The following is an 18,373-nucleotide window of genomic DNA, read 5'->3' as shown; positions in this document are numbered from 1 at the left end:
AGTTAACTATGCGAGACGAGCGCTGTATGCGCTTCCCTTCGCAAGAGCCTGCACATCCTTGTGCAGACTTTTGAAGAGAAGCAAATATTGGCGACGCTCCAACCGTCTCCCTGGTGAAATTAGCGCTGTGGAACCACCCGATCCCATCCCGAACTCGGAAGTGAAACGCAGCTGCGCCGATGGTAGTGTGGCTCAAGCCATGCGAGAGTAGGTCATCGCCAGGGGCTTTACCCGAAACCCTCAGTCCATCAGGACTGAGGGTTTCTTTTTGCCCAAAATCTGCTACGCAACCGCCGACAACGCAGCGCAACGCCGGATGCTTACCACCTGATCTGCATCCGGATCGCACGCTCAAGGCTCAGGCTGAGCCAGGCACCATGTCAGGACGCGCGCCTCGCGCTTGCTGAAGCAGGACGCGATAGCAAAGCCGAAACGTCTGAATGTCACCGCAGCACCCGGGCCTTCAAGGCGCACGCGGAGCATGGCACCGATACCAGAACCCCCGCTTCGCTGGGGGGGCCGACTTCTTTGGTGCTACATGGGCATCGTCCTTGCACTGATGATTGCAAGACATCTGTTTATCGATTGGCTTGCATGTGGTCAGAGAACCGACCAGTTAGGGCGTCTGTAGTAGAAGTACCTGATGGTGCTGGCGTTCTGCTTATAGATCGGCACGAGGAGTTCGGGTCGCCGGCTAGTGTCGGAAGATGGACCTTGGTTGCACTCCAATGCAGGTGCCCAACCCCCCTGCGACCGTCAGGGGCCCTGCGGCTATCAGTTCCTACGACTCGTCAAGATCGAAGTGAACCCTGTGCCTGGCCTATTCTTCGCCATGCTGCTCACCGAGACTGCGTTCGATACGCACGTGCTTGGCTACATCACTTATCGCCTTCGCACGAGCCATTAGCAGGGCACAAGCAACAAAAAACCCCGCGTGAGCGGGGTTTTGTTGGTCCAATCGACCGCACTATGACGTCTGCATCGAGGCGAAGGTCAGTCGCCCAGTGTCAGGAGGGAGGCATTGCCGCCTGCGGCGGTCGTGTTGACGGTGACGACCTTCTCGGTGGCGAAGCGCAGCAGGTAGTGCGGACCGCCGGCTTTCGGGCCTGTGCCTGACAGGCCCTGGCCGCCGAAGGGTTGTACGCCGACGACCGCGCCGATCTGGTTACGGTTGACGTAGACGTTGCCAACCGCAACGCGCGCGGTGATGCGATCGATGGTCTCGTCGATGCGCGAATGCACGCCCAGCGTCAGGCCGTAGCCAGTAGCGTTGATCTGGTCGATGACGGCGTCGAGTTGGTCGGCTTTCCAGCGAATGACATGCAGCACAGGTCCAAAGACCTCGCGCTGCAGCTGCGCGAGCGACGCCAGCTCGTACGCACGTGGGGCGAAAAAGCTGCCATTGGCAGTGGCTGGATCCGGGGTGGTAGTGCCGATCAGGCGCGCTTCGCGATCCATACGCGCTGCATGATCGTCGAGGATCTTGAGCGCATCTGCGTCGATGACGGGCCCAACGTCGGTGGACAGGAGAGCAGGATCGCCAATCTTCAACTCCCCCATGGCACCGGCCAGCATGGTCATGACCTTGTCGGCGATGTCGTCCTGCACGAACAGCACGCGTGCCGCCGAGCAGCGCTGTCCGGCGGAGATGAAGGCACTGGAAATTGCATCCTTCACCACGGCTTCGGGCAGCGATGAGGAGTCGGCGATGAAGGCGTTCTGGCCACCGGTCTCGGCGATCAGCACGCCGATGGCGGCGTCGCGCGCGGCCAGGGTGCGGTTGATGATGCGTGCGGTTTCGGTGGAACCGGTGAACGCCACACCCGCCACGCGCGGATCGTTGGTCAGTGCAGCGCCCACGGTAGCGCCATCGCCGGGCAGGAATTGCACGGCAGCCTCCGGTACGCCCGCCTCGTGCAGCAGCTTCACCGCTGCGTAGCCGATCAGATTGGTCTGCTCGGCGGGCTTGGCGATCACGCTGTTGCCGGCAGCGAGCGCGGCGGCGACCTGGCCGAGGAAAATCGCCAACGGGAAGTTCCAGGGACTGATGCAGACGAACACGCCGCGACCGTGCAGTTGCAGTTCGTTGGACTCGCCGGTCGGCCCGGGCAGACGCTCGGGTGCGCCGAATTGCGCGCGTGCCTGGCCTGCGTAGTAGCGCAGGAAGTCGACCGCCTCGCGCACTTCGGCCACGGCGTCGGACAGGGTCTTGCCGGCCTCTTTGACGCAGATGGCCATGAACTCGGGCATGCGCGCTTCGAGCAGGTCGGCGGCATGCTCCAGGATGGTGGCGCGGCTCGCCGCCGGAGTGCGGTTCCAGCCCGGTTGGGCTGCAGCCGCCGAGGCGAGCGCCTTCTGCACCGTCGCCGGATCGGCCGCTTGCCAATGGCCAACGGTCTCGCGGCGGTCGGCCGGGTTCAGCACTGCTTGGCTCGGCGTGCCGATCACCGCACCCGGTACCAGCGGCGACGCCTTCCATGGTTTGACGGCGGCATTGAGTTGCTCGGCCAGCTGCCGCAGATCGTTGTCGTTGGCGAGATTGGCGCCCATGGAGTTCTTCCTGTTCTGGTTCTGGCTGCGCAACAGGTCGGTCGGCAGCGGTATTTTGGGATGCGGGATGGAAGCGAACGACGACACCGCCTCGACCGGATCGCGAATCAGGTCTTCGATGGCGACGTCCTCATCGGTGATGCGATTGACGAAGCTGGAGTTGGCGCCGTTTTCGAGCAGGCGACGCACCAGATAGGGCAGCAGATCTTCGTGCGAACCCACCGGTGCATACACGCGGCATGGCAAGCCCAGGCGATCGGCGGGAATCACCTCGGCATACAGGTCATCGCCCATGCCGTGCAATTTCTGGTGCTCGTAGGTCTTGCCGGCAGAGATCGCGCGTACCGCGGCGATGGTCTGCGCGTTGTGGGTGGCGAACATCGGATACAGCGCGTCGCTGTGCGCAAACATGCGCCGTGCGCAGGCCAGGTAGGACACATCGGTGTTCTGCTTGCGCGTAAACACCGGATAGCCGGGATGACCTTCGATCTGTGCGCGCTTGATCTCCGCATCCCAGTACGCGCCCTTGACCAGGCGCACCGGGATGCGACGCCCGACGCGGCGCGCCAGGTCGGCCAGGAAATCGATCGTGTAAGGCGTGCGCTTCTGGTAGGCCTGCACTGCCAGCCCGTACCCTTCCCAGCCATCGAGCGACGGGTCGGAGAAGGTGGCTTCGATGATATCCAGCGACAGTTCCAGACGATCGGCTTCTTCGGCATCGACGGTGTAGCCAATGCCGTAGGATTTGGCCAGCTGCGCCAGCTCCAGCACGCCCGGCACAAGTTCGGCCATTACGCGTGCGCGCTTGGCGTGTTCGTAGCGCGGATACAACGCGGAGAGCTTGATGGAAATGCTGGGTGCGGCGAACACATCGGTGCCGACGAAGCTGCCGCTGCGGCCGATTGCGTGGATGGCGTCGCGATATGCCTGCAGATAGCGCTGCGCGTCCTTCATGGTCAATGCGCCTTCGCCGAGCATGTCGAACGAATAGCGGTAGTCGGCGTTGTCGCCCTTGCGCGAACGCGACAGCGCCTCGCCGATGGTACGGCCCATGACGAACTGGTGGCCCATGATCTTCATCGCCTGCCGCACGGCCAGGCGAATCACCGGCTCGCCAACGCGGCCGATCAGGCGCTTGAAGGCACCGGGCACATCCGCACGGGTGAGGTCGTTGAGTTGTACCAACCTGCCAGTGAGCATCAAGCCCCAGGTCGATGCATTGACCAGCACCGAGTCGCTGCCTCCCATGTGCTTTTTCCAGTCCGCATCGCCCAGCTTGTCGCGGATCAGCTTGTCTGCGGTGTCCTGATCGGGAATGCGCAGCAAGGCTTCGGCCACGCACATCAGCAGCACGCCTTCCTCGCTGCCCAGATCGTACTGGCGCATGAAGGCTTCGATCGCGCCCTGATCCTGCGCGCGGGCACGCACGCGGGTGACCAGATCGGCGGCCAGTGCCTGCACCTTGGCCTGTTCTGCGGCTGGCAAGCGTGCCTGGTCGAGCAGTTCGTGCACGTGTTCGGCTTCGTCCTTGAGCCAGGCAGCGGTGATGGCCGCGCGCAATGCACCGGGCGCGACCGGCAGTTCGGGCGCGAGCAGCGGCGGCGCTGGGGCGGTAGAGGCAAGTGGGTCGAGCTGAGCGTTCATACGAGAGGTGCCTGGGAATCCTTGCGCATTCTAGAGAGACCTGGCACCGGCACACTTGTGTGGAAGCGGCAGCTTTCCCGCCGTTTTGTGCAGGTCGCCCACGCGTGTGCTGGCGTGTGCGTTCGAGGGCGTGCGGGGTCGGCCACTTCGGTGAAGTAATTGATTTCCACGCATTTTTAGCTGCACTGCAGCAAATCGTCGATCGGCGGAAACGCTTGCCGCATCCGTTCGCGCGGGTCTACCATCGGGCTGTTCCCGCAGTGCGCTGCGTGTTGCCAATGATCGAAGTGCTGCCGTTGATGTCCGAAGGGGTTGGGACGCAATTGCGGTTGCGGCCTCCGCGGGCGCTGTCGGCAAGGCAATTCGTGCTGCTGTTTGCAGTTCTGGCAGGAATGATGTGGTTGTTTGCGGGCCTGGGGTGGTGGACCGGCAATGCATTCGCGCCGGTATTCGCCCTGTTGCATAGTGGTGTGGTGGCGTTGGCGCTACGGCAGTTATGGCGAAGTGGCGAGCGCGAAGAAGCGATCCGGGTAGGGGAGACCGCCGTTGAGGTGTTTCCGTCCGGCCATGCGCCACCAGCGTTTCAGGCACATCCGCACTGGGTGCGGCTATGCATGGAACGCGACGACAGGGTGCTGTTGGTGAGCAGCGGCAGGCAGATCGAGATCGGAAGTTTTCTCGGGCCGGCCGAACGTGTGGAACTGGCAGATACGCTGAAACGCTTGCTCGCGGCCGCCAATGGCCGTCACCGATGACGTAAGGGTCTAGGCAATGACGCAACGCAGCAGCTGGAAGTCGACGTACACAAGGTTGAGTCTGGCGCTGGCGGCGCTGGTCGGCACCCCCCTCGCGTGGGCGCAATCGGCCGATCCCAAGGAATGGCAGCTCAATATGGGCCGCGGCGTCACCCAGACCGCGCGCATGGCCTACGAGGCGCACATGGTGGCGCTGTGGGTCTGCGTGGTGATCGGTGCGCTGGTGTTCGGGGCAATGGGCTATGCGATCTTCAAGTTTCGCAAGTCCAAGGGCGCGGTGGCTGCACAGTTCAGCCACAACACGCGCGCCGAGGTGCTGTGGACAGTGATTCCGGTATTGGTGCTGATTGCGATGGCATGGCCGGCGACGGCCAAGCTGATTGCGATGTACGACACCCGCGAGTCGGAAATGACCGTCAAGGTCACCGGCTACCAGTGGATGTGGAAGTACGAATATCTGGGCCACGGGGTGGAGTTCACCAGCCGTCTGGCGCGCGAATCGGACCGCATCCGGCAAAGCGGCGAACGTCCCACCGTGGCGTCGCAACCGCATTATCTGCTCGACGTCGATAATCGCCTGGTCTTGCCGGTCGATACCAAGATCCGTTTCGTGATCACCGCCGACGACGTGATCCATGCGTGGTGGGTGCCTGCACTGGGCTGGAAGCAGGACGCCATCCCGGGCATCGTCAACGAGGCATGGACCAACATCGAGCAGCCGGGCGTGTATCGCGGGCAGTGCGCCGAGTTGTGCGGCAAGGATCATGGCTTCATGCCGATCGTCGTGGAGGCGCTGCCCAAGGCCGAATTCCAGCGTTGGCTGGCGTCGCGTCGCAGCGCTGCCGGTACCGCGCCCGCTGCATCGCCGGCAGCAACTCCGACGCCGGCTGCACCAGCGACAGCACCCACAGGTGAGGCTGCGCCTGCGGCAGCACCGGCAGCACAACCTGCCGCACCGACCGCCGCTCTCTAACACCGCTCGCAACCGTACCGCTTCGCAGAGGTCGTTCCGTCATGGCGCATACCGCAGTCGATCACCACGGACACCACCAGCCCGGCTTCGTCGAGCGCTGGTTCTTTTCGACCAATCACAAGGACATCGGCACGCTGTATCTGCTGTTCTCCTTCGTGATGTTCATCATCGGCGCGGCGATGAGCGTGGTGATCCGCGCTGAACTGATGCAGCCCGGGCTGCAGTTCGTCAAACCCGAATTCTTCAACCAGATGACCACCGTGCACGCGCTGGTGATGATCTTCGGTGGGGTGATGCCGGCTTTCGTCGGCCTGGCCAACTGGATGATTCCGCTGCAGATCGGCGCACCGGACATGGCGCTGCCGCGCATGAACAACTGGTCGTTCTGGTTGCTGCCGGTTGCCTTCACCTTGTTGTTGCTGACGTTGTTTTTGCCCGGCGGCGCGCCTGCCGGCGGCTGGACGCTGTATCCGCCACTGTCGCTGCAGGGCGGCTACAACGTTGCCTTCAGCGTGTTTGCGATCCACGTGGCCGGCGTCAGTTCGATCATGGGCGCGATCAACATCATCGCCACCGTGCTCAACATGCGCGCGCCCGGCATCGATCTGCTCAAGATGCCGATCTTCTGCTGGGCGTGGCTGATCACTGCCTTCCTGCTGATCGCGGTGATGCCGGTGCTGGCCGGTGCGGTCACCATGCTGCTGACCGACAAGTTCTTCGGCACCAGCTTCTTCAACGCGGCCGGCGGCGGCGATCCGGTGATGTACCAGCACATCTTCTGGTTTTTCGGGCACCCGGAGGTCTACATCATGATCCTGCCGGCGTTCGGCGTGGTCAGCGAAATCATTCCCACCTTCAGCCGCAAGCCGCTGTTCGGCTATCAGGCGATGGTCTATGCGATCGCGGCGATCGCGTTCTTGAGCTTCATCGTGTGGGCGCACCACATGTTCACCGTGGGCATGCCGCTCGGTGGCGAAATCTACTTCATGTTCGCCACGATGCTGATCTCCATCCCGACCGGGGTGAAGGTATTCAACTGGGTCAGCACGATGTGGAAGGGGTCGCTGACGTTCGAGTCGCCGATGCTGTGGGCGGTGGCATTCGTGATCCTTTTCAGCATTGGTGGTTTTTCCGGCCTGATGCTGGCGATCGTGCCGGCCGACTTCCAGTATCACGATACCTATTTCGTGGTGGCGCATTTCCATTACGTGCTGGTCACCGGTGCGGTGTTTGCCTTGATTGCCGCGGTGTATTACTGGTGGCCCAAGTGGACCGGGCGCATGTACAACGAAGCCTGGGCCAAGTTCCATTTCTGGTGGACGATGATCTTCGTCAACCTGTTGTTCTTCCCGCAGCACTTCCTCGGGCTGGCCGGCATGCCGCGGCGCATCCCCGACTACAACGTGGTGTTTGCCGACTGGAACCTGGTCAGCTCGATCGGTGCGTTCGGCATGTTTGCCACGCCCTTCCTGATGGCCGCCATTCTGTTGGCGTCGCTGCGTAGCGGCGCCCGTGCCGATGCGCGTGCCTGGGAAGGTGCAAAGGGGCTGGAGTGGACAGTGCCTTCGCCCGCGCCTGCGCACACCTTCACCGTGCCGCCGGTCATCAAGCCTGGAGATCTTGCGCATGAAGACATCGGCCACTGAGTCGGCGTCGGAGCCGGTGGTGACGCGTCTACTCTCCGCTGCCGAGCGGCAGGCGCAGCAGCAGCGTGCGGTACGCCGCACCGCAATCACGGTGGGCATCATTGCGCTGCTGATCTATGCCGGCTTCATTGCCTCGGGCGTCATCGGCCGATGACTGCGCGCGCGCCCACGCATGCGCCGACCGCTGGTTTGTTCAAGCTGCTGGGCGTGGTGCTGGGCGTCTTTGTGCTGACGTTTTCGCTGGTGCCGCTGTATCGCATCGCATGCGAAAAAGTCTTCGGTATCCGCATGGAGCGCGCACCTGGGAGCGCCCGCGAAGGTGCGTCCAATGCGGTGGGCGGTGGCAAACGCACCGTGCGCGTGGAGTTCGATGCCGGGGTCAATTCGAAACTGCCGTGGACCTTCCATCCCGAGCAGATGACGATGGACGTGGTTCCGGGCGAGCTCAACGAGGCGCTGTATTTTGCGCGCAACGACAGCAAGCGCGCAGTAGTGGGGAGCGCGGTGCCATCGGTTGCGCCGGCGCGAGCGTCCGGCTATTTCAACAAGACCGAATGCTTCTGCTTTACCGCGCAGACGCTGCAGGCCGGGGAGAGGCGCGACATGCCACTGCGTTTCATCGTGGACCCTGCGCTGCCGGCGGAGGTCACCACAATCACGTTGTCGTACACGTTCTATCGCAATGACGCGCTGACCTCGGAACTGCAGGGCGGTGCCGTGTCCGGCACGCCGCGCGCGGCACCGTAACCTTCATCCACCCGCACCACCACACGGAAGCAACGCCATGGCCGATCACAGTCCCAACGCCGATGCGTATTTCGTCCCGACGCAGAGCAAATGGCCCTTCGTCGGGTCGATTGCGATGTTCGTGATGATGATTGGCGTGGCCAGTTGGCTCAACGACGCGGCATGGGGGCGCTGGACATTCTTTGCCGGCATGGCGATGTTGCTGGCAACCTTGTTCATGTGGTTTGGCGACGTCATTCGCGAGTCCAATGCAGGCAACTACAACCGTCAGGTGGACGGCTCGTTCCGCATGGGGATGGTGTGGTTCATTTTTTCCGAGGTGATGTTTTTCGGTGCCTTCTTCGGTGCGTTGTTCTATACGCGCGTGCTGACGCTGCCCTGGCTGGGCGGCGAAGGCGATGGCGTAATGACCAACGAGCTGCTGTGGAACGGCTATTCCGCCGCCTGGCCGACCAATGGTCCAGGCACGATCGGGGGCCAATTCCAGACCATTCCGGCCTGGGGATTGCCGCTGATCAATACGCTGATCCTGCTCAGCTCCGGCGTGACGCTGACCATCGCTCATCACGCGCTGAAGGGCGGTCGGCGCGGTGCGCTGCTGCTGTGGCTGGGGTTGACCGTGCTGCTGGGTTGCGTGTTCCTGTTCCTGCAGGCGGAGGAATACATCCACGCCTATACCGAACTCAATCTCACCCTGGGCTCGGGCATCTACGGCTCCACGTTCTTCATGCTCACCGGCTTCCATGGCATGCATGTGCTGCTGGGCACGATCATGCTGGCGGTGATGTGGCTGCGTGCGGCCAAGGGCCACTTCACTCGCGACAATCACTTCGCATTCGAAGCGGCCGCGTGGTACTGGCACTTCGTCGACGTGGTGTGGCTGGCGCTGTTCCTGTTCGTGTATGTGCTTTAAGGGCGGGGATTGGGGAGTCGGGATTGGGGATTCGCAAGAGCGATCCGCATTTGCTGTTACCAATCCCCAATCCCCAATCTCCAATCCCGTCGGCCGCGTCAGCGGCCGATGCCATGTGGCTTGATCCAGCCGGTGTAGATGCCGATGATCACGATGGCGATCAATGCAACTGACAATCCAATGCGCCAGGTCAATGCATTGACGGTGCGTTTGGTCTGGCCGCGGTCGGTCAGCAGGTAGTAGAGACCGGCACCCAGGTTCCACAGGATCACGATCAGGAAGGCGACAATCAGCAGCGTCTTGAGCGAATCGTTCACAGCAGCCCCGGTGGTCGTCGACGTGGTCCGGGCATTGCACGCTTTTTTGCGCCGCTTGTCATGACGCGCAAGCACACGGCGGTCTTGGGGTGGGCGCTGGCAGTGCTGGTGAGCACGGGGTTTGCTGCGCTTGGGCAATGGCAACTGCAGCGCATGCACAGCAAACAGGCGTTGTTGGAACGCGCAGCGCATGTGCGTGAGACGCCGTTGACGCTGGCGCAGGCAATGGCCGCGCGGCAGCCGCTGGCCTGGGTGAGCGGAGGTGTGCAGTTCTTGCCGCAGCAGGTGCTGCTGGACAATCAGTTGCATGCCGGGCGTGCCGGCGTGCGTGTCTATCAGCTTGCCGCCGCGCAGGGCACATCGCGCACCTTGTTGGTCGACCTGGGCTGGCTGCCGTTGCCGGCAAATCGGCAACTGCCGAACATCGCTGCACTCCAAGGTGCGCGCGAGGTGCAGGGGCTGCTGAGCGCGCCGCCGTCTTCCGGCCTGGCGATCGGGCCGGCGCTGGCGCCCACCGCCACGTCCAACGCCTGGTTGGCGACGCGGCTGGATGCGCAGGCGGTGCGCAGCATGCTGGGAAGGCGCGACATTTCGTCGCAGGTATTGCGGCTGGATCCAGCCGTGCCGGTCGGTTATGCGCGAGATCTGGAGATGCTGCCGAACACGCTGCCGCCCGCGCGGCACTTGGGTTACGCGGTGCAATGGTTCGGCCTCGCGGCGGCGGTGCTGGCCACTGCGACGCTGCTGACGTGGCGTGCGCGGCGCCGTCGGCGGCGCGGGCACTGACCCGCGCGGCATGAGAAAATCGCCGGCATGACCTCTCCTACATCGGCCACGCCGCACTCGGTCAAACGCGGCCGCAGGATGCTGATTGCCCTGGCAGTGCTGTTCTTCGGCTCGATGTTGCTGGCCGGCGTGCTGCGCTTCTCCGGTTGGCAGCCGGCGTCGATGCGCAACAACGGACAATTGCTCAATCCGCCCGCCGACCTGCGTGCACTGGTGCCGGTACGCGCGGACGGCAAGCCGTACGCGTGGGCGCCTGGCGAACGCATCTGGCGGATCGCGCTGGCGCCGCCGGCAGACTGCGCGCAGCGCTGCGTGGCATTGGCCGTAGAACTGGACAAGGTCTGGCAACTGCTGGGGCATCGCGCCGACAAGGTGGAGGTGCTGTGGATCGGAACGCCGCCCGCCGGTCTGCCGCCGATGCCGGCCTTGCGCGTGCTGCGCGACGATGCCTCGCTGCGGGGCGCACTGCCGCGTGGCAACGATGCCGCTGGCGTGCCGGTGTATGTGATCGACCCCAACGGCTTCGTGATCCTGCGCTATGCCCCGGGGTTCGACCCGGCCGGCTTGCGTGCGGATCTGGTCAAGCTGCTGAAATTGATGTGAGCCCGTCTCGATGAATCTGTTTGCGCCACCGGCGTTGTTCCGCCACTTCCACCGCATGGCCTGGCTTGCGGCGCTGTTCACTGCGAGCACGATCCTGTTCGGGTCGTTCGTGCGCCTGTCCGACGCCGGCATGAGCTGTCCGGACTGGCCGACCTGCTATGGCCGCGTCACCTGGCCGCAGACCACCGACGAAGCCAACACGCACGTGGCCAGCAAGATCCGCCCGCTGGAATCGCACAAGGCCTGGCGCGAGCAGGTGCACCGCTTCCTGGCCGGCGCGCTGGGCGTGGAAGTGCTGGTGCTGTCGCTGCTGGCCGCGCGTCGCCGCCGCATGGGCATTGCGCAGGTGGTGTCGGCAGCGGCGCTGGTGGCGCTCTCGATCCCCTTGTACATGTCCGGCTGGCACATGCCGGCAATGGCTGTAGCGACCGCCGGCGAGGCGATCCTGCTGCTGGCGGCGCTGCGCTGGAGCAATATCGATCTGGCGCGTGCGGCGGTGCTGACCCTGGCGGTGGTGATCTTCCAGGCGCTGCTGGGGATGTGGACGGTGACGCTGCTGCTCAAGCCCATCGTGGTGATGGGCCATCTGCTCGGCGGCATGCTGATGTTCTCTTTGTTGGTGTGGATGGCATGGCGGGCGACCCATTTGCCGATCACCCTGGCCGACGCCTCACGGCTGAAGTGGCTGCTGCGCCTGGGTGTGGCAGTGCTGGGCCTGCAGATCGCGCTGGGCGGCTGGGTCAGTGCCAATTACGCGGCGCTGGCCTGCGGCGGCGGCAGCTGGTCTGCCGACAACTTCCCGCGTTGCGTCAGCCAGTGGTGGCCGCCGCATGACTTCCGCGAAGGCTTCACGCTGTGGCGCGGGATCGGGGTGGATTACGAAGGCGGCGTGCTCGATGGCGCAGCGCGCATCGCGATCCAGATGGCGCATCGCTTGTGGGCGATCGCGACCGCGCTGTACCTGTGGTGGCTGGCGTGGCGTCTGTCGCGTTCGCCGGGCATGCGCGTGTGGGCGACCGCGTTGGCGGTGCTGGTGGCGGTGCAGGTGACGCTGGGCATGCTCAACGTCAAGCTGGCCTTGCCGCTGGAGGTGTCGGTGCTGCACAACGGCGGCGCGGTTGCCTTGCTGTTCGTGCTGGTGTCGTTATTGGCGCGGCTGCGCGCGCCGGAGTGAGCATGGCTGTCAGCGCACGCGATTATTGGGATCTGACCAAACCAAAGGTGGTGGCACTGATCGTGTTCACTGCGCTGGTGGGCATGTTCCTGGCCATTCCCGGCGTCCCCACCTGGGCACAGGTGCGCGCGGGCACCTTGGGTTTTGTGGGGATCTGGCTGGCCGCCTCGGCGGCGGCGGCGATCAATCAGTTGCTCGATGCCAAGATCGACGCGCAGATGGCGCGTACCTCCTGGCGTCCGTTGGTGGTGGGCAAGGTGCGGCCGTGGCAGGTGATGGTGTTTGCCAGCGTATTGATTGCGATCTCCATGACCATGCTGGTGGTCTGGGTGAATGTCATCACCGCGGTGCTGACCTTCGCCTCGATGATCGGCTATGCAGTGATCTACACCGTCTACCTGAAACGGGCGACCTCGCAGAACATCGTGATCGGCGGGCTGGCCGGCGCTACGCCGCCGATGCTGGGCTGGGCGGCGGTGACCGGGTTGCCGACCACGGCCGACTGGATCAATGCCTCCATCCTGGTGCTGATCATCTTCATCTGGACGCCGCCGCATTTCTGGGCGCTGGCGATCTTCCGGCGCGCCGACTACGCCAAGGCGGCGATCCCGATGTTGCCGGTGACCCACGGTGTGCCGCATACGCGCAAGCAGATCTTCATCTACACCATCGTGCTGGCCATCGTGACCTTGCTGCCGGTGGCGGTGGGCATGAGCGGGGTGTTCTATCTGGGCGGCGCGGTGGTGCTCAACGCGGTGTTCCTCTGGTATGCGTGGCGCATGCTGGACCCGCCGGACGAACTGTTTTCGATGAAGATGTTCGGCTATTCCATCGTGTATCTGATGGCGTTGTTCGCCTTCTTGATGGTCGATCACCTGCTGTTGCCCTGGGTGCGCTAGTGGCCGCGGTGGCGCGCGCGGCAGCGCTATAGATCAGCCGTCCAGCGCGCTTGCGCAAGCCCGCGCATCCCGTGCGATGCGTCTGCAGGCATTCAGAGCATGGCTAAGGGCGTTGAACAGACGGGCCAACTGCGCTGCGTCCAAGCCAATCGCGGCGTCAGCGTCGGCAGACGCCGAGATTTCGGGTTCGTCCAGTGCATTGATCCATCACACGTTGCCGGCAACAGCCACGCTGAGCCGCCACACCTCAGCTCAGCCAGCTGGCGCACTCGGTGGTGTTTTTGCTATCGCAGCTGGACTGCATTTTCTGTTGAAGGCGCGTCAGCACTGCGCTGCCTTCCCGGCGATGCTGCTTGCTCCAGGTCTTCAGTGCGGTGCCGAGCGTGGCGAAGCGCTGCCGGGTGCGTTGCCTGTAGCCATCCGGTTGGCCGGCCAGTTCGCCGATCACCTGCGTGGCGGCGCTCTCGATGCCGGCGGTGTCGTCCGGGCTGAGCCGGATCAGCCCATCCACGTACATCACGCCCCACTGCACCCGGGTGGCAGGGCCTTGCGCGCTTTCGTAAGCTTTCCTGAGCCAGGACAGTGCAGTCTTCTTGTCTCCCCGCTGTTCGGCCAGATCCGCCAGCTCGGGCATGTAGTAGTACGGCGTCTTGCTGCGCGATAGCTCCGCCAGCAGCAGTTGCTCGGCACCGCTGGCATCGCCGGCTTCTCCCAGCAACGCCGCGGCGGTGCTGATGGTGGACTGGCGCTCCTCATCGGTCTTGGCCGCGTCGCTGGCCCATTGCACGCGCTGGCGCACGAGATCGGCCACCTCGGTTGGAAGCGGCGGCTGCGGGCCTTTGGCTTGCGTCTCGGTGGGCTGGCCTTGCGCCAGCCGTGCCAGCTGGATGCGCGCATAGGCAGTGCCGAGCCGGTCGGAGATCGGCAGTGAGGTGTCGGCGTAGACCTTGTCCAAGGCCTGATTCAGTGCGTTGGAGAGCGTAGCGCGGACGCCAGCCTCGTTGCTGGCGGCCGTGATCAGGCGTGCGGGCACATAGCTCAGGGTACCCAGATTGGCGCGCACTTCGGCCGGGTCGGCCAGCACCGCTTCCAGCAAGGTGCGATTGGCCGGATTGGCAGCTGGCGGGTCCTTTGCGGCGCTAATGGCGGCCAGGGCGAAGCTGCGTTGCAGCGCCGGCTGCGGCGCCGATTTGGAGAGCCGGGTCAGTACATTGGCGGCGTCGGCGGGCTTGACCAGCCGGTCGTCGGTGCCCCAGGCATAGTTGCCGAGCACGGCCCAGTCGTCCGCGCTGAGCTGTTGTGGCGTGTGCAGCGCCTTGTCGAGTAATTGCTGGGCGGTACTGGTGCTCTTGGCGGCGGCCCGTAGCACGTCGACCAGACGCGCGTTATCGGCATCGCCGGCCAGCCGGGTGACTTCGCTGTGATCCGGGCGCAGCACGATGATGGTGGGATAGCCCTTGACCCCGAAGCGCTCGCCCCAGGCCTGCGCGCCTTCGGAATCGCCATCCAGGTGCACGGCGACAAATTGCTGGGTACGCGCGATGAAGGCTGGGTCCTTGAACAGGGTGGCCTTCAGGCGATTGCAGGGCGGGCACCAGGCCGCGCCCCAGTACAGCAGGATCGGCTTGCCGCTTTCCTTGGCTTCGGCGAAGGCGTCTTCCACGTCGCCCTCGCGCCAGGCGATGCTGGCAGCGGGTGCTGGCGTGGATGCAGCCTTGGTCTGCGCGGGAGCCGCGGGCGGGGCGGGCTTGTTGCAGGCAGTCAGCGTCGCCAGCACCGCCAGCAGCGCGATCAAGGACGGGGAGGGGCGTCGAAACGACAGCGTCATGACAGTCACCGTGGGGCGGCAGGAGGTCGATCAAGCACTCTAGCGAGCGCTGGCGCGCGCATGCGGACATGCGTGATAACCGTTGTATATCTGCTTACAACCCGGACCGTCCGGCGATGCGAACTGCTGTCACGCGATGCGCAGCGTCCGAGCGCTGACGGCGCACCGTCAATGCGACCCGGACGCGCCTTGCGGCTGGTCTGGTGCATTGCGCGCATAGCGCGCGGCCACGAACGCGCACACGATCAGCTGCAACTGGTGATACAGCATGATCGGCAACACGATCGCGCCCAGGCCGCCACCGGCAAACATCACCTTGGCCATCGGCACGCCGGTGGCCAGGCTCTTCTTCGAGCCGCAAAACACGATGGCGATCTCGTCGGCGCGGTTGAAGCCAAGCCGGCGCGCAATGAAGGTGATCGACAGCATGGCCACTGCCAGCAACAGCGCCGCAGCGCCCAGCACTGCGAGCAATGCCGGCAGTGGCGTCTTCTGCCACAGCCCTTCGTTCACCGAGGCGCTGAAGGCGGTGTAGACCACCAGCAGGATGGTGCCCTGGTCGGTATAGCGCAGCACCGCGCGATGGCGCTCCACCCAACCGCCGATCCACGGACGCATGAAATGCCCCGCCAGAAATGGCACCAGCAGCTGCAGCAGGATCTTGCCGATGGCCTCGGCCGGGTGCGCCATTGCGCCCTGGCTGCCGACCATGGCGCCCATCAGCAACGGGGTGAAAAACACGCCCAGCAGGCTGGAAAGCGAGGCCGCGCAGACTGCGGCCGGCACGTTGCCGCGCGCCATCGAGGTAAAGGCGATCGACGACTGCACCGTGGACGGCAACGCGCACAGGAACAGTACGCCGATGTAGAGCTCCGGCGTCAGTGCGATATGCGCCAGCGGCTTGAACAACAGGCCGAGCAGCGGAAACAGCACGAACGTGCAGGCCAGGATCACCAGATGCAGGCGCCAATGCAGCGCGCCGGCCTTGACCGCTTCGCGCGACAGCCGTGCGCCGTGCAGGAAGAACAGCGCGGCGATCGCCACATCGGTGACATCGTCCATGATAGCGGCGGCAGCGCCGGAAACCGGCAACAACGAGGCGAGCGTGACCGTGCACAGCAGCGCGAGGGTGAAGGGGTCAATGCGCAACCGCGCCAGCAGCTTCTTCATCGAGATCCGACGGTATCGCGCGATTGTGCGCCTGGAGCGGACCATTCTACGACGCGTGCGGGCGCTGCCTGAGCCTGTGTCGTCGTGGCTGCCCGGCTTGCACAGCCTCTCAGCGCTGCGGTTGGACACCTAGTTGCTTGCGCACCGCCGCTTCCAGCGACGGCTGCATGCCGGCATCGCGTCCGACCTGCAAGGCCTGTTCGCTGCTGGCCCCCTCGCGTGCGGCGAGCAGGGCCAGCAGCGCGCCCGCCCGATTGCCGGTGGCGCAGTGCAGTAATACCGCGCCGCGCTGCTGTTGATCGAGCACCCGCTGCAACGTGCGGACGGTCTCCGGCGTGAGTGCATCGGCATTGCGGATCGGCAGGCGGACATAGCGCAGGCCCAGTGCGTGGGTGGCTGCGATCTCGTCGTAGCCGCGTGGCTCGTCCGGGGCACGCAGATCGATCACGGTGGTGACGCCCTGGGCCGCGGCATCGCGCAGGTGCGCCGGCGTGGGCTGGCCGGAACTGAGCAGATCGCGGGCCGTGGCTGCGGGCCTTGCCTGCGCCAGCGCAGCGCCGCTGAGCAGCGCTGCGCACCAAGCCGCATGGCGCAGGCGGTGGTGCATCACAACGCTGCGAGCGCCTTGAGCAACTCGCGCATTTCGTATTTGTCGGTGTTGTCCAGGCCCTGCGCGCGCTGTTTGGCCTGCAGTTCTTCCACGCGCTGACGCAGCAATTGCTTGTCGAGTTGGGCGACGACGTCGTGCAGCTCGATCGCCCAGCTATGCTCGTCGCCGGGAAGCTCCTGTGCGGCCAGCTTCTGCAGCGCGACCAGTTCCTCGCGCTCGGCGAAGTGCTCCAGCAGCGCGCCGGTGCTGATTTCCGGCCGTTGCCTCACCAGCGCCAGCAGCTCCATCAACAACTCGATACCGGGCAGGCGCAGGCCGGAAAAATCGTGGTCGCCTTCCAGGCTCATCGCCAGCGAGGGTTGTTGCAACAGGATGGCGATCGATGCGCGCACCAGACTGCGTTTCTGCGTGGGTGCACCCATGCGCGCGGGCGGCCGTGCCTTTGGCGAGAACTGTGGCGCGGCCGTGCTCGCGCCCACGCCGGTCATGCGCGCCAGCTCCTGCTTCATCAGATCGCCGAACGCGCCCTCGGGAATCTGCGCCAGCATCGGCTTGGCACGCTCGGCCAGGCGCGCCTTGCCGTCCAGTGTGTGCAGGTTGATCTCGCGCGACATCTCGTCGAAAAAGAACTGCGACAGCGGCGTTGCCTGCTTCAGGCGTTGATCGAAGGCCTGCGCGCCTTCCTTGCGCACGATGGTGTCGGGATCCTCGCCATCGGGCAGGAACAGGAAGAACGCCTGGCGGCCATCCTTCATGCGCGGCAGCACCGATTCGAGCGCGCGCCAGCCTGCCTTGCGCCCGGCGTTGTCGCCATCGAAGCAGAAGTACACATCCGGCGCATTGCGGAACAGCAGTTCGGCATGCTCGGGCGTGGTGGCGGTGCCCAGCGTGGCCACCGCCTGGGTCACGCCGAACTGGAACAGCGAGACCACGTCCATGTAGCCCTCGACCACGATCAGCCGCTCGATCTTCTGATTGGCCTGGCGCACCTGCCACAGGCCGTACAACTCGCGGCCCTTGTGGAACAGCGCGGTTTCCGGCGAATTGAGGTACTTCGGCCCCGGGTCGCGGCCATCGGCCGGCGCACCCATGATGCGACCGCCGAAGGCGATCACCCGGCCACGGCGATCGAAGATCGGAAACATCACCCGGTCGCGGAACTTGTCGTAGACGTGGCCGCGATCGTTCTTGGAAAACAGCCCGGCGCGTTCGAGCACGCTCATGCGGCGGGCATCGGTACCCAGGGTGTCCTTCAATGCGCTGTAGCCATCGGGCGCATAGCCGATCTGGAAACGCGCACGGTTCTCCGCATCCACGCCGCGTCCATCCAGATACTCGACCGCGCGCGCGCTGCCTTCGAGCTGACGCTGGAAGAACTTGGTGGCCGCTTCCAGTGCCGAATACAGCTCGCGGCTGTCGTCCTGTTGCTGCGGCGTACGCTGCTGGGTATCGCGCGGGATCTCCATGCCGGCGCGCTTGGCCAGCTCGTCGACCGCATCGAGAAACTCGAGGCGGTCGTAATTCATCAGGAAGCTGATCGCGGTGCCGTGCGCGCCGCAGCCGAAGCAGTGGTAGAACTGTTTGGTTGGCGATACCGTGAACGAGGCCGAGCGCTCGTCGTGGAACGGGCAACGTGCCGAGTATTCCTTGCCCTGGCGCTTGAGCGGCACGCGGCCGCCCACCACCTCGACGATGTCGGTACGTGCGAGCAGTTCGTCGATGAATGCGTCGGGGATGCGGGCCATCCCGCTAGGATAT

At 64.6% G+C, this 18,373-nt stretch carries 16 protein-coding genes and 1 rRNA gene; 11 read left to right on the top strand and 6 right to left on the bottom strand.

Annotated elements, in window-relative coordinates:
• Positions 1-109 precede the first annotated feature (109 nt).
• Positions 110-224: ribosomal RNA gene (gene rrf, locus FHY18_RS16660) — 5S ribosomal RNA — on the top strand.
• A 769-nt stretch (positions 225-993) separates the two neighbouring features.
• Here the strand turns inward: rrf and putA are convergent.
• Positions 994-4,194, bottom strand: a complete 3,201-nt coding sequence (gene putA, locus FHY18_RS16655; protein WP_259156944.1) for a bifunctional proline dehydrogenase/L-glutamate gamma-semialdehyde dehydrogenase PutA — start codon at positions 4,192-4,194, stop codon at positions 994-996.
• A gap of 278 nt (positions 4,195-4,472) precedes the next feature.
• Here putA and FHY18_RS16650 point away from each other — a divergent pair, with 278 nt between their 5' ends.
• Genes FHY18_RS16650 through FHY18_RS16625 form a run of 6 tightly spaced genes read left to right on the top strand, consistent with a single transcriptional unit; the run spans position 4,473 to position 9,228 of the window.
• A complete protein-coding gene (locus FHY18_RS16650; protein WP_259157001.1) occupies positions 4,473-4,949 on the top strand; it encodes a DUF2244 domain-containing protein in 477 nt (158 codons plus the stop codon).
• A gap of 16 nt (positions 4,950-4,965) precedes the next feature.
• Complete coding sequence (coxB, locus tag FHY18_RS16645) at positions 4,966-5,922, top strand: cytochrome c oxidase subunit II (protein WP_259156943.1); 957 nt, start codon at positions 4,966-4,968, stop codon at positions 5,920-5,922.
• Positions 5,923-5,963: 41 nt separating this feature from the next.
• Complete coding sequence (gene ctaD, locus FHY18_RS16640) at positions 5,964-7,568, top strand: cytochrome c oxidase subunit I (protein ID WP_046964238.1); 1,605 nt, start codon at positions 5,964-5,966, stop codon at positions 7,566-7,568.
• On the top strand, positions 7,549-7,722 hold the full coding sequence (locus FHY18_RS16635; protein WP_259156942.1) for a hypothetical protein: 174 nt from the start codon (positions 7,549-7,551) through the stop codon (positions 7,720-7,722). The genes ctaD and FHY18_RS16635 overlap by 20 nt, the downstream gene beginning before the upstream one ends.
• Positions 7,719-8,315, top strand: a complete 597-nt coding sequence (locus FHY18_RS16630; RefSeq protein WP_259156941.1) for a cytochrome c oxidase assembly protein — start codon at positions 7,719-7,721, stop codon at positions 8,313-8,315. Before FHY18_RS16635 ends, FHY18_RS16630 begins: the two co-directional genes overlap by 4 nt.
• Before the next feature lie 37 nt (positions 8,316-8,352).
• The gene (locus FHY18_RS16625) at positions 8,353-9,228 is read left to right on the top strand and encodes a cytochrome c oxidase subunit 3 (protein WP_046964241.1); all 876 of its coding nucleotides are present in this window, start codon (positions 8,353-8,355) and stop codon (positions 9,226-9,228) included.
• A gap of 98 nt (positions 9,229-9,326) precedes the next feature.
• Here FHY18_RS16625 and FHY18_RS16620 read toward each other — a convergent pair whose 3' ends face one another.
• Positions 9,327-9,545 carry a twin transmembrane helix small protein gene (locus FHY18_RS16620; protein WP_005996896.1) on the bottom strand — a complete coding sequence of 73 codons (219 nt, stop codon included), beginning with the start codon at positions 9,543-9,545 and terminating at the stop codon, positions 9,327-9,329.
• Between the two features lie 60 nt (positions 9,546-9,605).
• Between FHY18_RS16620 and FHY18_RS16615 the strand changes: the two genes are divergently transcribed.
• Genes FHY18_RS16615 through cyoE form a run of 4 tightly spaced genes read left to right on the top strand, consistent with a single transcriptional unit; the run spans position 9,606 to position 13,007 of the window.
• A complete protein-coding gene (locus FHY18_RS16615) occupies positions 9,606-10,331 on the top strand; it encodes an SURF1 family protein (protein ID WP_259156940.1) in 726 nt (241 codons plus the stop codon).
• Positions 10,332-10,358: 27 nt separating this feature from the next.
• Entirely contained in the window at positions 10,359-10,934 is a 576-nt protein-coding gene (locus tag FHY18_RS16610) for a hypothetical protein (protein ID WP_259156939.1), read from the top strand.
• 10 nt (positions 10,935-10,944) lie between these two features.
• Complete coding sequence (locus tag FHY18_RS16605; RefSeq protein ID WP_259156938.1) at positions 10,945-12,108, top strand: COX15/CtaA family protein; 1,164 nt, start codon at positions 10,945-10,947, stop codon at positions 12,106-12,108.
• A gap of 2 nt (positions 12,109-12,110) precedes the next feature.
• Positions 12,111-13,007 carry a heme o synthase gene (gene cyoE / locus FHY18_RS16600; protein ID WP_046964245.1) on the top strand — a complete coding sequence of 299 codons (897 nt, stop codon included), beginning with the start codon at positions 12,111-12,113 and terminating at the stop codon, positions 13,005-13,007.
• Between the two features lie 247 nt (positions 13,008-13,254).
• Here cyoE and FHY18_RS16595 read toward each other — a convergent pair whose 3' ends face one another.
• The 4 genes from FHY18_RS16595 to dnaG form a co-directional block, all read right to left on the bottom strand.
• The gene (locus tag FHY18_RS16595; RefSeq protein ID WP_259156936.1) at positions 13,255-14,835 is read right to left on the bottom strand and encodes a thioredoxin family protein; all 1,581 of its coding nucleotides are present in this window, start codon (positions 14,833-14,835) and stop codon (positions 13,255-13,257) included.
• A gap of 168 nt (positions 14,836-15,003) precedes the next feature.
• A complete protein-coding gene (locus FHY18_RS16590; RefSeq protein WP_259156934.1) occupies positions 15,004-16,050 on the bottom strand; it encodes a bile acid:sodium symporter family protein in 1,047 nt (348 codons plus the stop codon).
• Positions 16,051-16,114: 64 nt separating this feature from the next.
• Complete coding sequence (locus FHY18_RS16585; RefSeq protein WP_259156932.1) at positions 16,115-16,612, bottom strand: sulfur transferase domain-containing protein; 498 nt, start codon at positions 16,610-16,612, stop codon at positions 16,115-16,117.
• Complete coding sequence (dnaG, locus tag FHY18_RS16580) at positions 16,612-18,360, bottom strand: DNA primase (protein ID WP_259156931.1); 1,749 nt, start codon at positions 18,358-18,360, stop codon at positions 16,612-16,614. The genes FHY18_RS16585 and dnaG overlap by 1 nt, the downstream gene beginning before the upstream one ends.
• Positions 18,361-18,373 lie beyond the last annotated feature (13 nt).

The organism is Xanthomonas sp. 3793 (genome assembly GCF_024806835.1).
GTDB classification, from domain to species: Bacteria; Pseudomonadota; Gammaproteobacteria; order Xanthomonadales; family Xanthomonadaceae; genus Xanthomonas; species Xanthomonas arboricola_F.
Note: the sequence above shows the minus strand (reverse complement) of the source record. Positions and strands in the feature narration are given on the sequence as shown.

Excerpts from the sequence above, each read along its gene's own strand:
- FHY18_RS16585 (WP_259156932.1), bottom strand. The coding sequence starts at position 16,612 with ATGCACCACCGCCTGCGCCATGCGGCTTGGTGCGCAGCGCTGCTCAGC.
- FHY18_RS16650 (WP_259157001.1), top strand. The coding sequence starts at position 4,473 with ATGATCGAAGTGCTGCCGTTGATGTCCGAAGGGGTTGGGACGCAATTG.
- putA (WP_259156944.1), bottom strand. The coding sequence starts at position 4,194 with ATGAACGCTCAGCTCGACCCACTTGCCTCTACCGCCCCAGCGCCGCCG.
- coxB (WP_259156943.1), top strand. The coding sequence starts at position 4,966 with ATGACGCAACGCAGCAGCTGGAAGTCGACGTACACAAGGTTGAGTCTG.
- FHY18_RS16635 (WP_259156942.1), top strand. The coding sequence starts at position 7,549 with ATGAAGACATCGGCCACTGAGTCGGCGTCGGAGCCGGTGGTGACGCGT.
- FHY18_RS16610 (WP_259156939.1), top strand. The coding sequence starts at position 10,359 with ATGACCTCTCCTACATCGGCCACGCCGCACTCGGTCAAACGCGGCCGC.
- FHY18_RS16615 (WP_259156940.1), top strand. The coding sequence starts at position 9,606 with ATGACGCGCAAGCACACGGCGGTCTTGGGGTGGGCGCTGGCAGTGCTG.
- FHY18_RS16625 (WP_046964241.1), top strand. The coding sequence starts at position 8,353 with ATGGCCGATCACAGTCCCAACGCCGATGCGTATTTCGTCCCGACGCAG.
- cyoE (WP_046964245.1), top strand. The coding sequence starts at position 12,111 with ATGGCTGTCAGCGCACGCGATTATTGGGATCTGACCAAACCAAAGGTG.
- ctaD (WP_046964238.1), top strand. The coding sequence starts at position 5,964 with ATGGCGCATACCGCAGTCGATCACCACGGACACCACCAGCCCGGCTTC.
- FHY18_RS16630 (WP_259156941.1), top strand. The coding sequence starts at position 7,719 with ATGACTGCGCGCGCGCCCACGCATGCGCCGACCGCTGGTTTGTTCAAG.
- FHY18_RS16590 (WP_259156934.1), bottom strand. The coding sequence starts at position 16,050 with ATGGTCCGCTCCAGGCGCACAATCGCGCGATACCGTCGGATCTCGATG.
- FHY18_RS16595 (WP_259156936.1), bottom strand. The coding sequence starts at position 14,835 with ATGACGCTGTCGTTTCGACGCCCCTCCCCGTCCTTGATCGCGCTGCTG.
- dnaG (WP_259156931.1), bottom strand. The coding sequence starts at position 18,360 with ATGGCCCGCATCCCCGACGCATTCATCGACGAACTGCTCGCACGTACC.
- FHY18_RS16605 (WP_259156938.1), top strand. The coding sequence starts at position 10,945 with ATGAATCTGTTTGCGCCACCGGCGTTGTTCCGCCACTTCCACCGCATG.